This window comes from Kitasatospora sp. NBC_00070, assembly GCF_045041205.1.
Classification (GTDB): domain Bacteria; phylum Actinomycetota; class Actinomycetes; order Streptomycetales; family Streptomycetaceae; genus Kitasatospora.
Genome location: NZ_CP108248.1, coordinates 543,273 through 556,627 on the forward strand (window position 1 = coordinate 543,273; position 13,355 = coordinate 556,627).

The window sequence follows — 13,355 nt, forward strand, 5'->3', positions numbered from 1 at the left end:
CCATTGCGCTGACCAGGGACAGGCCGATAGCCAACAGCACAGCGCCGTCACGGGTAGAGGCCACCCTCGACGCGGTGCCGGACCAGAACACAGCCGGCGCACCGAAAATCACCCACAGCCCAGCCGGTACCGTGACCACGGCCGGGACTCCCGGAGGGAGCAGCACCGCACCCGCCGCCACGGTGGCGAGGACAACCGCCGTGGACCCGGTGACACGGACGGGAGCCCTCATCGGGCGTCCGCGAGGAGCCCCGGACCAGCGGGCCCGTAGACGTCCGTGTAGACCTTCTCGACGCGTTCGGCGACTGCCTGCCAGGTAAAGCGGCGCGCGGCGGCCGCGCTGCTGCGGGCCAGCCGCAGCCGCAGGGCAGTGTCACGGGCGAGCCGATCGATGGACAGGGCCAGGGCGCGCGGTTCGGGAGCGGCCAGCAGACCGATGCCGCGCACGAGCTCGGCACTGCCCGGCACGTCGGTGGCCAGTACCGGAAGCGCCGATGCCATCGCTTCCAGGGCGACCAGCGGCATCCCCTCCCGGTCGGAGGGCAGGACGAAAGCATCGGCCCGGGCGTATGCCTGCCGCAGGTCGTAGTTCAGCAGACTGCCCGAGAACCGCACGCTCGGCTGCCCGCCCGTGCTCAGGCCGAGGCGCCCGGCCTGAGCGAGCAGCTGAGGCCGCAGGCCTCCATCACCGACCACATTCAGCCTGACCGGCTCCCGAACCAGGTCCATCGCGTCCAGCAGCCGCGCGACGTTCTTCTGCGCGCTGAGCCGCCCCACATACAGCAGCTCCAGAACGCCGGGCCGCGATTCGCGCTCAGGGACCTGCCGGAAGTACTCATCCCCGACACCGTTGGGTACGACGAACACCCGCTCAGCCGGAACACCGTAGGTGGTGTGCACAAAAGCGGCCTGGGGCTCGGTGAACACCAGCACCCCGGCCGCGGCGCGCAGCACTCGGCCGAACATCTGGCGCTTGTACAGCGGGAGCAGCAGGCCAAGGGGTCCGGAGGCGTCGACGTCCAGGTGGAGGTGCACGAGAAACTTCTGGCGGCGCAGCCGCGCAGCCACAGCAACCTGTTCGGGTAGCAGAGCATGAGCCACGTGGAGGTGCAGGACGGCCGAGCGCGGGGCGCGGAGAAGTGACAAGGGCAGACCTGGAGCCACCGCGGTGTGAGCGATTTCCACCGCTCGGTGCCGCCGTACGGGAACGGAGCCGGAGGCAGCCCTCCGGGTGCCCCGCTGCGAGCCGATCGCCGTCGTGACGACAGACACGTCATGGGTCCGGCGTTGCAATTCGGAGAGGTGCTCGACCACCCGTTCCATTCCCCCCAGATGCGGCGGGTAGTAGGGGGTGATCTGGAGGATCGTTCGCATTACGGCACCACCGGTTCGGTCAGTTCACGGTTGGTTACATATCGCACGTCCCGCCGGTTGCCTATGTGGGCCAGCACCCGCTCCAGCCGCCGCCAGTCACCCCGCGCTTCGATCTCCCAGCTGTGCCCCCACAGGTGGAACACACCTCCGCGGCCAAGACACTGCTCGAACCAGTGGATGGCCAGGTCGTCCCAGTTGAGGTACAGCCGCGCGGCAGTACGCAGCCGAAGCCCGGAGCGCCGCAAGGCCAGCGGTCCGTCCACACGGTGCGCGTAGGCATTGACAGTGGTCAGCAGCTCGAGCGGCGGCCCGGGCCGCAGCGAGTTGCGCATCACCGTCCGGGCCAGCCGGAACCCGATCTCCCTGACCTGACGCACATGGGTGGCCGTGTACGCCCCACACGGATAGCAGAAGCTCGTCACCGCAGATCCCGTGATCCCCTCCAGCTCCTCCTTGCCCGTCCGGATTTCCACCGCCGCCTGCCGGCTGGGGAGCATCGGCAGCCGCTGGTGGGTCAGCGTGTGAGCGCCGATCTCAAAGTTCCGGTCGGCGAGCTCACGGATCCCCTCCGGAGGAAGCCGCTCGGCAGGGCGGATCTCCACATTGCGCGGTGCGATGTAGAAGGTGCCCGCGATGCTGTACCTCTCCAACAGGGCAGCGAGCCTGCGGTCAAGGCGGTGCCCGTCGTCCCAGCTGGTGGTGACCTCACATCGGCGCAGCGCCGGCCGGGCCGGGACAGTCCCATTCGCTTTCATAACTCAGTCCTGGAGTGCGGGGAGCGGCACGCTCCCGATGCGGTAATGCAGAGTCTGTGGCCGGCCGGCCAGGACGACCGTGACCGTGGCCGGGTCCGTGCCCGTAGGAAGCTGGACAGTCAACGGCACAGGTGCGTCGCGACGGATCATCACGTCGACCGCGGCCTGCGCCGTGACCTGGCCCGCGGCGTCCTGCACGCTGGCCAGCACCCGCAGTTCGGGAGGCTGCTCGCCATGCCCGACCAACGAGACGGGGACCGCAACGGTACCCTCGCCGACGACCGGCGGACCGGTGAAGTAGAGCTCCACGTAGGGCGCCGACTGCCGTGTGTAGGACTCCCTCAGGACACGGCGCGCAGCGGGGGAAGACCACACCGACACGGTGATCGCTCCCACGGCGATAAGCAGGACCGCACCGAGCACGGGCCGCAGCCGCCGTCGCGGACGCCTCAGGCGTGACAGCTGGTGCGGGACGTGGCCCTCGTGCGGCACCGGATCACCTGGCGACGGCGCGGCGGGCGGGGGGCATGCCCCCGCCGAGGTGTGTGGACGCACGCAGGCGGTGTTCGAAAAGCTGAACCAGGTTGGCTGCTCCGTCGTGCAACGCGTTCAGCTTCACTTCTCCCCCGCGCTTGCCGTACTCGATTGGGACTTCCAAGCACCGGTAGCCGGCGAGCATCGCGGCGTTCTTGATTTCCTGGGAGAACGCCATGCCCGAGGAGCGTACGTCAAGACCCTTCCAGATATAGCTGCGAAACACCCACATCCCTGATTGGGAGTCGTGGAGCCTGTTCCGGAAGAGTGTTCGACTGACCGCGCTGAGGCCGCGATTGGCGATCGAGTGCGAACGTTTCATGGCCTCCCTGTTGTCGTGATACAGCCGGTCGGTCGTGAGGAACTCCGCCTCACGGCGGATCAGGACCCGTAGCAGGTCGGGGAGATCGCCGAACGGATAGGTGCCGTCGCAGTCCCCGGTGGCGATCACCTCGCCCCTGGCGGCCGCGAATCCGGCTTTGTAGGCCTGGCCGTAGCCGCGCCGATGTTCGTGCACGACCCGGGCACCCAGGGAGTGCGCGATCTCAGCCGTACCGTCGGTCGAGGCGTTGTCGACCAGGACCACCTCGGGCTCCCAGCCTGCATTCGCGAGCGCGGTCATGGGGATGGATGCCATGACAGAGGGCAGATTGGGGGCTTCGTTGAGCGCGGGTATGACGATGGACAGGGTTTTCATGGGGGCTCCAGCTGGCTTGTCGCATCTGGTGATGGGGAGAGGTCCCCGCCGGGTGAGCCGTCGCGCATCGCCGACCGGGTGAGCTCGCGGCCCGGAGAGTTCCGGTGCCGGCTCGCGGGGATCCCGCAGGTGTGCTGGACCTGTGAAGTTCTCTGCCGGCGATACGCGTGCGGGGCGGGGTGTTCCCCGGTCGCGGGTCAGCCGTGCCCGGACCCGGCGGAGGTGTGCGGGGGGCCGTTGCGAGCGGACTCCGCACGGTCGGCCTGCGGGGCCGCGGGGTGTACCCGTTGCCTCGGCGGACCGGGGCAGCGACAACTTTGTTGCGCTGCTACGGCGGGTCTACGCGGACGATGCGGGGGTAAATTAACGCTGTCCGTTTAGGCTGTATATGTACAGGTTGCATCCGACATACCCTGGGGTCAACAGGTTCTTTCAGTTGATCCGACTTCTCCGGAGGTGGACATGGCTGATGAGGCACCCCCAGACGCTGGCGACAACGAGGATGACAGGGGCCGCCAGACAAGGCTGAGCCGCGAACGTGTACTGGGCGCAGCCCTCGAACTGGTCGACCACGAAGGCCTCTCCGCACTGAGCATGCGCAGGGTCGCGGCCGAACTGGACGTAGAGGCCATGGCCCTCTACCGCTACACGTCGAGCAAGGACGGACTGCTGGACGGCCTCGTCGAGGCCCTCTACATCGAACTGAACGATGCCCTGGCGAACCCCACCACCGACCCCCACGGGAAGAAGCCACGCACTCCTTCGAGCACTCCCCACTGGCGCGCCGAACTGCATCGCATCGCCAGCGCGACCTACCAGGTGTCACTGGCGCACCCCCACGCCGTCCCCCTTCTCGCCACCCGGATGCTGGCGGTGCCGCTCGCCCGCCGCCCGCCCGCAGTCCTCAAAGACCACGAGCGCATGCTGGAGCTGCTCGTCGAAGCGGGCCTCGACGCCCAGGACGCCGCAACAGCGTTCCGAGCTGTCACTGCCTGGATCCTCGGCTACATCCTGACGGAGCTCCGGGCAATGGTGGACGACCCCGACGAGTCCGATCCCGCGTTCCGCCTGGGCCTCCACCACATGCCCGTGAAGGAGTTCCCCATGCTGCGGGCACTCGCCCTGGACCTCTCCGTGCAAGGCGGTCTCAAAGGGTTGTCCGACGGCCTCGAAGCACTGCTCGACTGCTTTGTCCCCGGGGTTGCCGACGACCGCTGAAGACGCGAACCACCTCCTCGGCCAGGCGGCCGGTGAGATCTGTCGATCCCCTGATTTCGTAGAGGATTTCCTTATGCGGCCAGGTCCTCCTGATGGCGGCTGGCTCGTGCTTCGCTGATGATCCGTTCGAATTCCGCCGGCGGTAGTCCGCTGGCTGCGCTGTGCCTGCGGCGTGTGTTGTAGAAACTGGTGATCCAGGTGGCGATCTTCAGCCGGGCCTCGGTGCGGGTGGCGAACCGGTGTCGGTGCGCGCATCCCAATGAGCGGTCGAGTCGTCGCGGGGCACCGGACGGCCAGTCTCCGTGAGCCACAACAGCGGCAAGCCCATGACAGCCACACCCGGCACCCCTGGGTGTCCCGATCCTACGAATGATCCGAACGAACCCCGCTACGAAAGGTATGGACCTCATGCCGTCCTCGGGTGAGGGGACCGTGGCCCGCTGGGCGGGCACTCCAGCGCCCTGCACAGCGCCGGCTCCCACCTGGTCGCGCGCGCGTTGGCCAATCCGGAGGTGTCTCTGCCACGGCTCTCCACGTCGGTGGACGGCTCGCCGTCCGTCCACCGGTTGCCGTCAGAAGAGGATCGCCGTGCTCGCGGGCCCAGCGAGAGTTTCGCCGGGGTAATGCGCGACCGGCTCGGGAACGACCGGCGACCCCGGGCCTGTGACCGGTGTCGCGAAGTGGATCTCCGGCGGCGCAGGAGGAGTCGGCGATGACGAGCACGCGTAGGACGGAGAGGCCAGCGCGATTCCGGCGAGAACCGGCACGATGACGAGCACTGAGCGGATCAGAGAGCTGTTCATGGATGATCTTTCCTTTGGTGGCAGCCGACGGCTTGCGGTTCCGCTCACTGTGGACGCAGATCAGAAAGTCGACAAGGCCATAACTCGATCCGTCGCTAAAAAGTAGCCTTTCGCACCCGCCCCGTCCCACGCCCCCGGTGACCCGCCTCGCAGGGAAGACTTGGGCTCCATCGGATGCCCTCGCCCACGGATGGACTCCCACCTCACCCGCGAAGGTGACGTCCCCGACCAGCTGCCTCGCGGGCCGACCGGTCAGCCGCTGTCAACGCTCTCGCAAAGTTGGTTCTGGATCACTTTCCGTGCCAGGGCCACAGAGGGAGGGTTATTCACAAGCTTGCAGGCATCGCTGCCGTCCTTGATCAACAGCAACGACCCCGCTCTGTAGTCTGACGAGTTCTCACACAACATCGGACTGCACACAGGGCGGGGTCGTTGAGCTGGAAGGTTACAACCGGGCTGGATGCGGAGCAATTGACCGAGCTGGTGGCCCGGATACACGCCGTGCCGGGCGTCGACGGCCTTCGCTCGCGGGGACGCCCGTTTGTGCTCGGGATGTACAAGTCGGTGGTGATGGTGCTGTTCCTGCTGCGGCAGAACCCGGTCCAGCAGGCGGCGGCGGAGCTGTTCGGCTGCAGCCAGTCCACCGTCTCGCGTCGCCTCGCGCTGCTCGGGCCTTTGCTGGAGCAGGTCTTGGCCGGCTTCGTCCCCGACCCGGCCGAGGCGACCGCGGGGCGGGCGGTGCTGGTCGACGGAACCCTGGTCACGACGTGGGACTGGGCCTGCCAGGGCACGGAGTTGTTCAGCGGCAAGCTCCGCGACACCGGCTTCAACCTGCAGATCGCCGCCACGCTGGACGGGGACCTGCTCGCGGTCTCCGCGCCGATGCCGGGGTCGTGGCACGACGCCCACGCCTGGCGGGAGTCGGGCCTGCCGGAGACTCTCGCCGACCGCGACATAGTCGGTGACCTCGGCTATCTCGGCCTGGGCCTGCTCACCGGCCACCGCAAGCCGCCCGGCCGGCCACTCCCCGAAGCACACAAGGCCTTCAACAGGGATCTCTCCGCGCTACGGTCCGCCGTCGAACGAGCCATCGCCCATCTGAAGGACTGGAAGATCCCCGCCACCCGCTACCGGGGCCCGCTCACCGCCTTCCCCAAAATCGTGAAGACCGTCACCGCACTCGCCTTCTTCCGAATGGCGTGGTGAGCCTTGTGAATAACCCTCAGGGTCACCGAAGCCGCGATCATGAACCCTCTGTGGCCCTGGCACGGAAAGTGATCCAGAACCAGTCTTCAGGAAGCATCAACAGCCGCAGGACGGGCAGCACTCCACTGACATCTTCAGAACCCTCCCGGTCGTTCCACCCCGAGGCCCTTCCCCGGGAGTCCACGGGTCCAGGGACGCTCACCGGTAGCACTTCACCTCTCCGACCCCGAGCGATATACGTGCTGGCTGAAATGGAAAAGTTCGCCCGCGTGCGACGATCCCGCGATCGAAACAGAGAGGAAAGGAAACGCATCCACATCGACAGGCAAAATTCCAGGGTTTTCAGGACGACCGATACCGACGGCGCGATGGCCAGCATGAGACGGCAGCCGGGCACCAGATTTGCTGACGTGCGCGGGCACACCGGAACTTGTCCGGGCCCTGGCCTCGACCGGCCCAGGAAGCCCGACAGGGGCGTCAGTAGGGAAGCTGGCGTCCTGACGGCGTGCGCAGATCAGGTTCTGGCGCGGGCCGGGAAGGGGATGGCTTCCGGATTCGGATCTGGTTCATCGGAACTCCCTGGGACGGGGCCTTTGGGATGCCGGGCAGACGACCACCGGGCCCTTGCAGCGCCACGGCTTCTGCTGCCGATGAACCCGATTGTGCCCGCAGATCCTGATAGCTGGCGGACAAAGTCCGGTTAATGCACCAACGGGTACCCGAAGCCGCCCCATCGGGAACGCTTCTCTTCCTCAAAGGAATCCTGTTGGCAGTGACCCCGCAATCCAGCCCCACCCACCCCAATGGTTCAGCCGGCCCAGGGCAACGATGCCAAGCTCACCGCCTGGGTGGCAGATACACGGCCGAGCTGCCTTCGACCGCCTCCGGCACCGCGTCCTTCTGCAGTGATTCACACAGAGCGTCACCACCACTTACAGGACGGAGCGGAATTCCTGACACTCCCTACGGGACAGAGCCGTTTGCTGGACAGTCCTCTTGTCGGCGTCAGGGTGTGCCCGTCGATCAACGCAGCCTTGTCGGGGGCCGTGCTTGTTGGCCGCGGTCATGTCGGAAGGCCAGGTTGGCCCTGTGATGGGTTGAGCTGTTCGCCCGTATTTTTAGGGACAGGCGTGTGGACACCCAGGTGCCGCCACGGGTATGCCCGCCCCTTCGTGCCGCTGCCCGGTCATGACTGGTGGCCCAGGGTGGTAGTCGATCGGGTCAGGAGGTTCTACCCCGCGCCCGGAAAAATGAAGCAGCATCGGACGCGAGTCGAAGGAGCACACAATGCGGAAGAAGATCGCACTGGTAGGCGCGAGCGCCCTTCTGGTGGTGGCTGGGACGGCCGTGACCGCCGAGGCCGCTAGTGGCGTCAAGGTGAACGTCTGTGGCAACTCCTTCAATGGTGGCCCAGCCGGTGGGCAGTCCTGTACAAACGGTCAGGTCAAGGGCAACACCGGGACCCTCCCTGCATGGATCCTCAAGCTTCTGGCCACTTCCTGAGCCGACTGCGGGACGCCGGTGATCCCAGCGAACCGGCTCGCGGCACTGGCGCCGCCAGCTGTACCAACATCGCCGCCAGCCTCCGCGAGATGTCCCTCCGCCCCCCTCGAACGGCCGCAAGTCCTGGGCTCAGGGCCGTTGCAGAGTCCCGTGATCTTGTGAGTGTGCCGGTCAGGCGATGCCCAGGAGGTCGAGCGAGCGGGTGAAGGACTCGTGGGAGGTCTGCCGAAGGCTGGCAGCGATGTTGCGATGCCCGTGCTGCCGCAGCGTGTTGATCGCCAGGCTGCGGAAGGTTGCCATGCCCTCGGGGCCGTGACCGGTGCGGATCTTCGAGGCATCTTCGGCGAAGGTGGTGTCGCGGACGAAGTGCAGCCGGTTCTCGATGGTCCACTGCGATCTGGCCAGCCGGCCGAGCTGCTCGGGCGAGGTGCCGTGCCACGATCCGGCGGGTCATCGGCCTTGCCGTCCACGGCGATCGAGTCCGAACCGACCGGATCGGCGCCGGTCAGGTCGGCCAGCCCGCCGGGGCAGATCAGGCCGATGACCCGCCGGATCGTGGAGGCACTCGGTGCGACACGCACGCCCAGCGCTCCCGCGACCCGGGCGCCCAGGCGGGCCAGGGTGTGTTGCGGAGCGTTCGCAGACCACTGGCCGATGGCCGCGTACGAGCGCGCGCTGGCGACCACCGCCGAGGCGGCGACCAGTGAGCACCGCCACGAACGGGTGACGACCCCTCGACGTCGACATGGATCGGGCAGCAACCGCAACCGCTCCACCAGCGACAACTCCGCCACGCGATCCAGAGCGGGCGACTTGGTCAGAGAGACAGTGGCTGACTGACAGCACATCGAAGCTCCGGCGGTTCAGGGCGACAATATCCGTTTACGATCACCGGTCTGTCCGCTCAGCCTGGATCCACCGCGCGGGTTGTCAGCGGTGTGAGGGGCTGGAACGAAGAGATGCCTTGTGACCTGGGATGATGGGAGTTCTCTAGGCTTCCATCGCACCGGATCAGCAAGGCATCTCGTAAGTGAGAGCGTGGTGGTGAACCATGCTGTAGCTCGATGAGCTGGGTTTTCCGGTTGGGTGTGGTGGTGGCCGGGGCGGGGCAGCCAGCGGACGGTTGGTTCTGTCTGTCCGGGAGGTGCATGGTGCCGTCGGTGATCGCTTTGCTGGAGTGCCGTGAAGCGCGGGCGCGCGAAGAGCTCGAGTCCTGGCTGGAGGTGGTGCGGGAGGCCGAGGAGCACGCTGTCGCGGCCCGGCAGCGTGTGGACCACGCGCGCATCGCCCGTGAAGAGGTGTTGCGCGCGCTGGCCGAGGAGGGGGAAGGCGCCACCCGGCGCGCGGAGAGCGGGCTGGGAGCGGCATCCGCGCAGAGCGGGGAGGATGACCCGCCGTCAGGATCGGTAGCGGTGCCGGTGACCGTGCCGCAGGCGGTGCCGGCCGGGGCGGGTGGGGGTACTGACCGTGACCCGCGGCCGCCGGCCTGGCGGGCCGGTCTGGGCGAGGAGGTGCTGTCGGGGGTTTACCGGCAGGTCTTCGCCGTGGCTGCGGCAGCGTCGGGGCCGGTGACCGTGCTGGAGCTGACGCGGGCGCTGGGCCGGGACGCGACACGGATGAACGAGGTGGAGAAAGTGCGGCACCGGGCCTATGCGCTGGAGGCGCGGGGCCGGTTGCTGCGTGAGCGCGGCGGAGTGTTCAGGGCTGTGGCGGGTCCAACCGGTGGGCTCGCCGCTCCGGCCAGTGCAGCCGCTGCCGCGCCATCCGCCGGGTCAGCGTGACCAGGCCGGCCCACCACACCATCTGCTCGTGGTGATCGGGGCGGCGCTCATGGTCTCGGTTGAGCCGGCGGGCCCGTGACAGCCACCCCAGGGTGCGCTCCACAATCCAACGGCGCGCGAGCACCACGAACCCCGTCTGCCCGTCGCTCCGCCGCACGACCTCGACCTTCACCCCGTGCCGGGCGAAGGCCTGCGCGAGGGCCTGGCCCTGGTAGGCGCTGTCGGCCCAGACCAGCTTCAACAGCCTGCCCGGCGCGGCCATGAACCGCTCCAGCAACTCCGGGGCGGCCATCGAGTCGTGCACGTTGGCCGCGGTGACGCCGACTTCCAGCAGCAGGCCCAGCGTGTCGGTCAGGATGTGGCGCTTGCGTCCGTCGCGTGATTTCGCGCCGTCGTAGCCGCGGCTGTCGCCGGTGACGGTGTCCGCACCGTCCACTGACTGCGCGTCGATGATCGCGGCGCTCGGCTCGGCGGGCCGTCCCTGCCGCTGTCGTTCGATGCGACGCAGCCGTTGGTACAGCTCGCGTACGTAGCCGTGCCGGCACCACCGCCGGAAGAAGTCGTATACCGCCCGCCACCAGGGGAAATCGGCGGGGACAGCGCGCCATTTCGCCCCGTTGTCGACGACGTACCGGACCGCGTCGACCATTTCCCGGTGGCAGAACGACTCCGGTCGCCCACCTCGGCCCTCCAGCCAGGCCGGGACCGGCATCGACGCACGGATCTGGACCCACTCCGCGTCAGTCATATCGGTGGGATAACGCTCGGCACGCCTCCCGGCAGCGATCGCCCCGTACACGTGCACGTAGCAGTCACACGGAAGAGGGACCGGAATAGACCACGCGGCATCGGAAGTGGTCAACTGGATACGCAGCGGGTCTCCTTGGACGACTTTGGTCTCGACAACCGCGTCTCTACCGAGGGACCCGCTCTTTCATGCCTACCTCGGCACCAGCACCTGCGTGCGAGGCATCACCCACCCGGGGTAGCCGAACGCCAGTCGCTTCACCACCACGCTCTCAGCGGCATCCCACCCGGCTTCCGGCCTGGCCGACACCTGATGACCGCCTCCGGCTACCGCCTCGAAACGATCGTCCGCTTCACCATCTGGAACGACGTCACCGGCGTCACCGGCTTGCCCGCAAGCACCTGAACCAGCACCCCACCAGGGCCCGGCACGTCCCGACACGGAGTCAGATGATCAAGCACTCGACAACGTGACAGCACCCGCCGGTCAGCTCCTGCGGCGCTGGATCCGAACGTTCAGGACCTTCGCCCAGGACTTCAGGGCCAGACGCTCTGCCTCCTCCAGCGCGTCCTTGGAGTACCGCAGAATGGGGCCGAGCAATGGGACGGCCGCTGAGAGCGTCTCGTGCTTCAGGGGGATGCTGGCGGCTAGGGCGGACCGGACGAGGTCCGGGATTTCGCCCGTCCGCGCGAACCACACCTGACGTTCGTCGAAGATCCAGTAGTCGAGCTCGACCGTGGGTGGTGCCTTGGCCTTCCTCAGCTCCTGGATCACGGCCGCCACCACGGAGCGGTTCTCCTCGGTGATCGACTCGCGTCGTGCCGAGCACCGCCTGGCGAAACCCTGGCTATCGCCCTTGACCAGGGCCTTCTGCTCCGTTCTCGCCGAAGTGGCGGGACGAGGCGGGGCGGCAGGAGGCGGGGCGAACCGGCTGGGGGCCAGCATGAAGAGCGCCTGTCTCAGGGCCGGCCCTGCGGTCGCGTCGTCGCCGCCTTGGCTGTAGGTGATGACCGCTCGTGCGAGCGGGTTATCCGACCTGGCCGAGAGTTCGATCTGGCCCTTCGCGTACACCGGCATCCGGGCCTGCCGATCCTCGTCCTGGTCCTCGTCGCCAGTGACATCGCTGAACCTCGGCTTGACGATCTCGTCGGCCTCCTCGGCGATCAGCCACAGGAATCCGACCCCGGGCACCTGCCAGAACTGCACCGTCTTTCCGCCGCCGCCCGGGGGCAGAGCCGCGGCCAGGACCAGCTTGTTGTGCTCGTTGGTGTAGTTAGCGATGGCCCGGTAGTCGACCTTGTCCGTTCCCGTTCCCAGCAGGTTCGAGACAGTGCTCCGGATCTTCTCGTGGCTGAGCTTCGGGACGCTCTCCCTCCGGCGGACCGATACCGGTGTGTGGGTGTGGGCGAGACCGGAGGTGCCGTCGGTCTCCAGCAGGTCGGGGTCGACCTCCAGCGGAGGAGGCTCGGACACCGAGTTGCGCGGCGTGCCCCTGGGGGTGCCGGCGGGCGTCCCCCCGGGGGTCCCGCTGGGGGAGTTGCCAGCCTTCAGGGACGATACGGTCCTGGCATCGCTGAGCTCCGTCTGATCATCGAACATCCAGTCGAAATCCGCCGGGCTGGTCGCGCTGCCGCCCGGGGCCGGGGCGGCCTCCCGGTCCCGCTCGGCCGCCCTCGGCTTCGGGTCCGCCACCGTCACCGGAGCGCCCTGCTCGGCCTGAACGGCGGCCTGCTGCCGCCACGCAGCCTTCTCCCGCTCATGGGCGGCCTCCCGGTCCCGCTCGGCCGCCCTCGGCTTCGGGTCCGCCACCGTCACCGGAGCGCCCTGCTCGGCCTGAACGGCGGCCTGCTGCCGCCACGCAGCCTTCTCCCGCTCATGGGCGGCCTCCCGGTCCCGCTCGGCCGCCCTCGGCTTCGGGTCCGCCACCGTCACCGGAGCGCCCTGCTCGGCCTGAACGGCGGCCTGCTGCCGCCACGCAGCCTTCTCCCGCTCATGGGCGGCCTCCCGGTCCCGCTCGGCCGCCCTCGGCTTCGGGTCCGCCACCGTCACCGGAGCGCCCTGCTCGGCCTGAACGGCGGCCTGCTGCCGCCACGCAGCCTTCTCCCGCTCATGGGCGGCCTCCCGGTCCCGCTCGGCCGCCCTCGGCTTCGGGTCCGCCACCGTCACCGGAGCGCCCTGCTCGGCCTGAACGGCGGCCTGCTGCCGCCACGCAGCCTTCTCCCGCTCATGGGCGGCCTCCCGGTCCCGCTCGGCCGCCCTCGGCTTCGGGTCCGCCACCGTCACCGGCAGAGGATGCGGATGCTCCCGGGCAAAGTCGGCGGCCAGCCCGGCCACAGCGGTCGCCGGGTGGAACGGCGCGCCGCACGAGGTGCAGGAGGCGCCCTGCCCGCGGAGGCAGGCATTGTGGATCGCCGCGCCGCAGCTGCTGCAGTGCGCAGTCGCTGAGTCCGTTCGGGTGCAGTCCGTGGCGGCGCAAGGCATGTGCGATCACTCCTCAAACGCGCTTGGTCGAGCGGTGGGCTCTCAGGCACCGCCCGGAGCCGTGTGCTGCTACCGGTGGGCGGCACGTGGTTCCCTCGGTACTCCAATTCTCCAGCTCCGCACGCGCGTTCCACGATGCTGCGGGTCGTACGATCAGGAACCGGGGTCGGCCTGAAGAGCTGCCCGGGGCACGCCCTCTGGGTGGATCAGGCCCTCGTCGTATCCGCTCACCGGCACGGTGGCGCCCGAGGGGGC

12 protein-coding genes are annotated in these 13,355 nt (G+C 68.4%); 4 read left to right on the plus strand and 8 right to left on the minus strand.

The window, feature by feature from the left end:
- Nucleotides 1–228: 228 nt before the first annotated feature.
- From OHV05_RS37340 to OHV05_RS37355, 4 genes are all read right to left on the minus strand, one after another.
- Nucleotides 229–1,374: a glycosyltransferase family 4 protein gene (locus OHV05_RS37340; RefSeq protein ID WP_331730752.1), complete on the minus strand. Its 1,146-nt coding sequence runs from the start codon at nucleotides 1,372–1,374 to the stop codon at nucleotides 229–231.
- The gene (locus OHV05_RS37345) at nucleotides 1,374–2,129 is read right to left on the minus strand and encodes a polysaccharide deacetylase family protein (RefSeq protein WP_331730755.1); all 756 of its coding nucleotides are present in this window, start codon (nucleotides 2,127–2,129) and stop codon (nucleotides 1,374–1,376) included. Before OHV05_RS37345 ends, OHV05_RS37340 begins: the two co-directional genes overlap by 1 nt.
- A gap of 3 nt (nucleotides 2,130–2,132) precedes the next feature.
- The gene (locus OHV05_RS37350; protein WP_405021695.1) at nucleotides 2,133–2,438 is read right to left on the minus strand and encodes a hypothetical protein; all 306 of its coding nucleotides are present in this window, start codon (nucleotides 2,436–2,438) and stop codon (nucleotides 2,133–2,135) included.
- Nucleotides 2,439–2,625: 187 nt separating this feature from the next.
- Nucleotides 2,626–3,360 (minus strand): glycosyltransferase family 2 protein, encoded by a 735-nt coding sequence (locus OHV05_RS37355; RefSeq protein WP_331730761.1) that lies wholly within the window; start codon nucleotides 3,358–3,360, stop codon nucleotides 2,626–2,628.
- 462 nt (nucleotides 3,361–3,822) lie between these two features.
- On the opposite strand from OHV05_RS37355, the gene OHV05_RS37360 reads away from it, so the two are divergent.
- Nucleotides 3,823–4,578, plus strand: a complete 756-nt coding sequence (locus tag OHV05_RS37360; RefSeq protein ID WP_331730763.1) for a TetR/AcrR family transcriptional regulator — start codon at nucleotides 3,823–3,825, stop codon at nucleotides 4,576–4,578.
- Between the two features lie 572 nt (nucleotides 4,579–5,150).
- Here the strand turns inward: OHV05_RS37360 and OHV05_RS37365 are convergent.
- The gene (locus tag OHV05_RS37365; protein WP_331730769.1) at nucleotides 5,151–5,381 is read right to left on the minus strand and encodes a hypothetical protein; all 231 of its coding nucleotides are present in this window, start codon (nucleotides 5,379–5,381) and stop codon (nucleotides 5,151–5,153) included.
- A gap of 552 nt (nucleotides 5,382–5,933) precedes the next feature.
- Here OHV05_RS37365 and OHV05_RS37370 point away from each other — a divergent pair.
- Together OHV05_RS37370 and OHV05_RS37375 are read left to right on the plus strand one after the other, a co-directional pair.
- Nucleotides 5,934–6,587: a transposase family protein gene (locus tag OHV05_RS37370; protein ID WP_405021750.1), complete on the plus strand. Its 654-nt coding sequence runs from the start codon at nucleotides 5,934–5,936 to the stop codon at nucleotides 6,585–6,587.
- Nucleotides 6,588–7,874: 1,287 nt separating this feature from the next.
- A complete protein-coding gene (locus OHV05_RS37375) occupies nucleotides 7,875–8,090 on the plus strand; it encodes a hypothetical protein (RefSeq protein ID WP_331730774.1) in 216 nt (71 codons plus the stop codon).
- A 171-nt stretch (nucleotides 8,091–8,261) separates the two neighbouring features.
- On the opposite strand, the gene OHV05_RS37380 is transcribed toward OHV05_RS37375, so the two are convergent.
- The gene (locus OHV05_RS37380; protein ID WP_331730777.1) at nucleotides 8,262–8,390 is read right to left on the minus strand and encodes a hypothetical protein; all 129 of its coding nucleotides are present in this window, start codon (nucleotides 8,388–8,390) and stop codon (nucleotides 8,262–8,264) included.
- 860 nt (nucleotides 8,391–9,250) lie between these two features.
- On the opposite strand from OHV05_RS37380, the gene OHV05_RS37385 reads away from it, so the two are divergent.
- Nucleotides 9,251–9,871, plus strand: a complete 621-nt coding sequence (locus OHV05_RS37385) for a hypothetical protein (RefSeq protein WP_405021696.1) — start codon at nucleotides 9,251–9,253, stop codon at nucleotides 9,869–9,871.
- On the opposite strand, the gene OHV05_RS37390 is transcribed toward OHV05_RS37385, so the two are convergent.
- Nucleotides 9,789–10,619, minus strand: a complete 831-nt coding sequence (locus OHV05_RS37390; protein ID WP_331730785.1) for an IS5 family transposase — start codon at nucleotides 10,617–10,619, stop codon at nucleotides 9,789–9,791. The two genes, OHV05_RS37385 and OHV05_RS37390, sit on opposite strands and share 83 nt — an antisense overlap.
- Nucleotides 10,620–11,105: 486 nt before the next feature.
- The gene (locus OHV05_RS37395) at nucleotides 11,106–12,902 is read right to left on the minus strand and encodes a hypothetical protein (protein WP_405021697.1); all 1,797 of its coding nucleotides are present in this window, start codon (nucleotides 12,900–12,902) and stop codon (nucleotides 11,106–11,108) included.
- Nucleotides 12,903–13,355: the final 453 nt, after the last annotated feature.

What these genes read in the sequence shown, in the direction of transcription:
- OHV05_RS37375 (WP_331730774.1), top strand. Translation starts at nt 7,875, where the DNA reads ATGCGGAAGAAGATCGCACTGGTAGGCGCGAGCGCCCTTCTGGTGGTG.
- OHV05_RS37355 (WP_331730761.1), bottom strand. Translation starts at nt 3,360, where the DNA reads ATGAAAACCCTGTCCATCGTCATACCCGCGCTCAACGAAGCCCCCAAT.
- OHV05_RS37390 (WP_331730785.1), bottom strand. Translation starts at nt 10,619, where the DNA reads ATGACTGACGCGGAGTGGGTCCAGATCCGTGCGTCGATGCCGGTCCCG.
- OHV05_RS37380 (WP_331730777.1), bottom strand. Translation starts at nt 8,390, where the DNA reads ATGGCAACCTTCCGCAGCCTGGCGATCAACACGCTGCGGCAGCACGGG.
- OHV05_RS37360 (WP_331730763.1), top strand. Translation starts at nt 3,823, where the DNA reads ATGGCTGATGAGGCACCCCCAGACGCTGGCGACAACGAGGATGACAGG.
- OHV05_RS37365 (WP_331730769.1), bottom strand. Translation starts at nt 5,381, where the DNA reads ATGAACAGCTCTCTGATCCGCTCAGTGCTCGTCATCGTGCCGGTTCTC.
- OHV05_RS37340 (WP_331730752.1), bottom strand. Translation starts at nt 1,374, where the DNA reads ATGCGAACGATCCTCCAGATCACCCCCTACTACCCGCCGCATCTGGGG.
- OHV05_RS37370 (WP_405021750.1), top strand. Translation starts at nt 5,934, where the DNA reads ATGTACAAGTCGGTGGTGATGGTGCTGTTCCTGCTGCGGCAGAACCCG.
- OHV05_RS37345 (WP_331730755.1), bottom strand. Translation starts at nt 2,129, where the DNA reads ATGAAAGCGAATGGGACTGTCCCGGCCCGGCCGGCGCTGCGCCGATGT.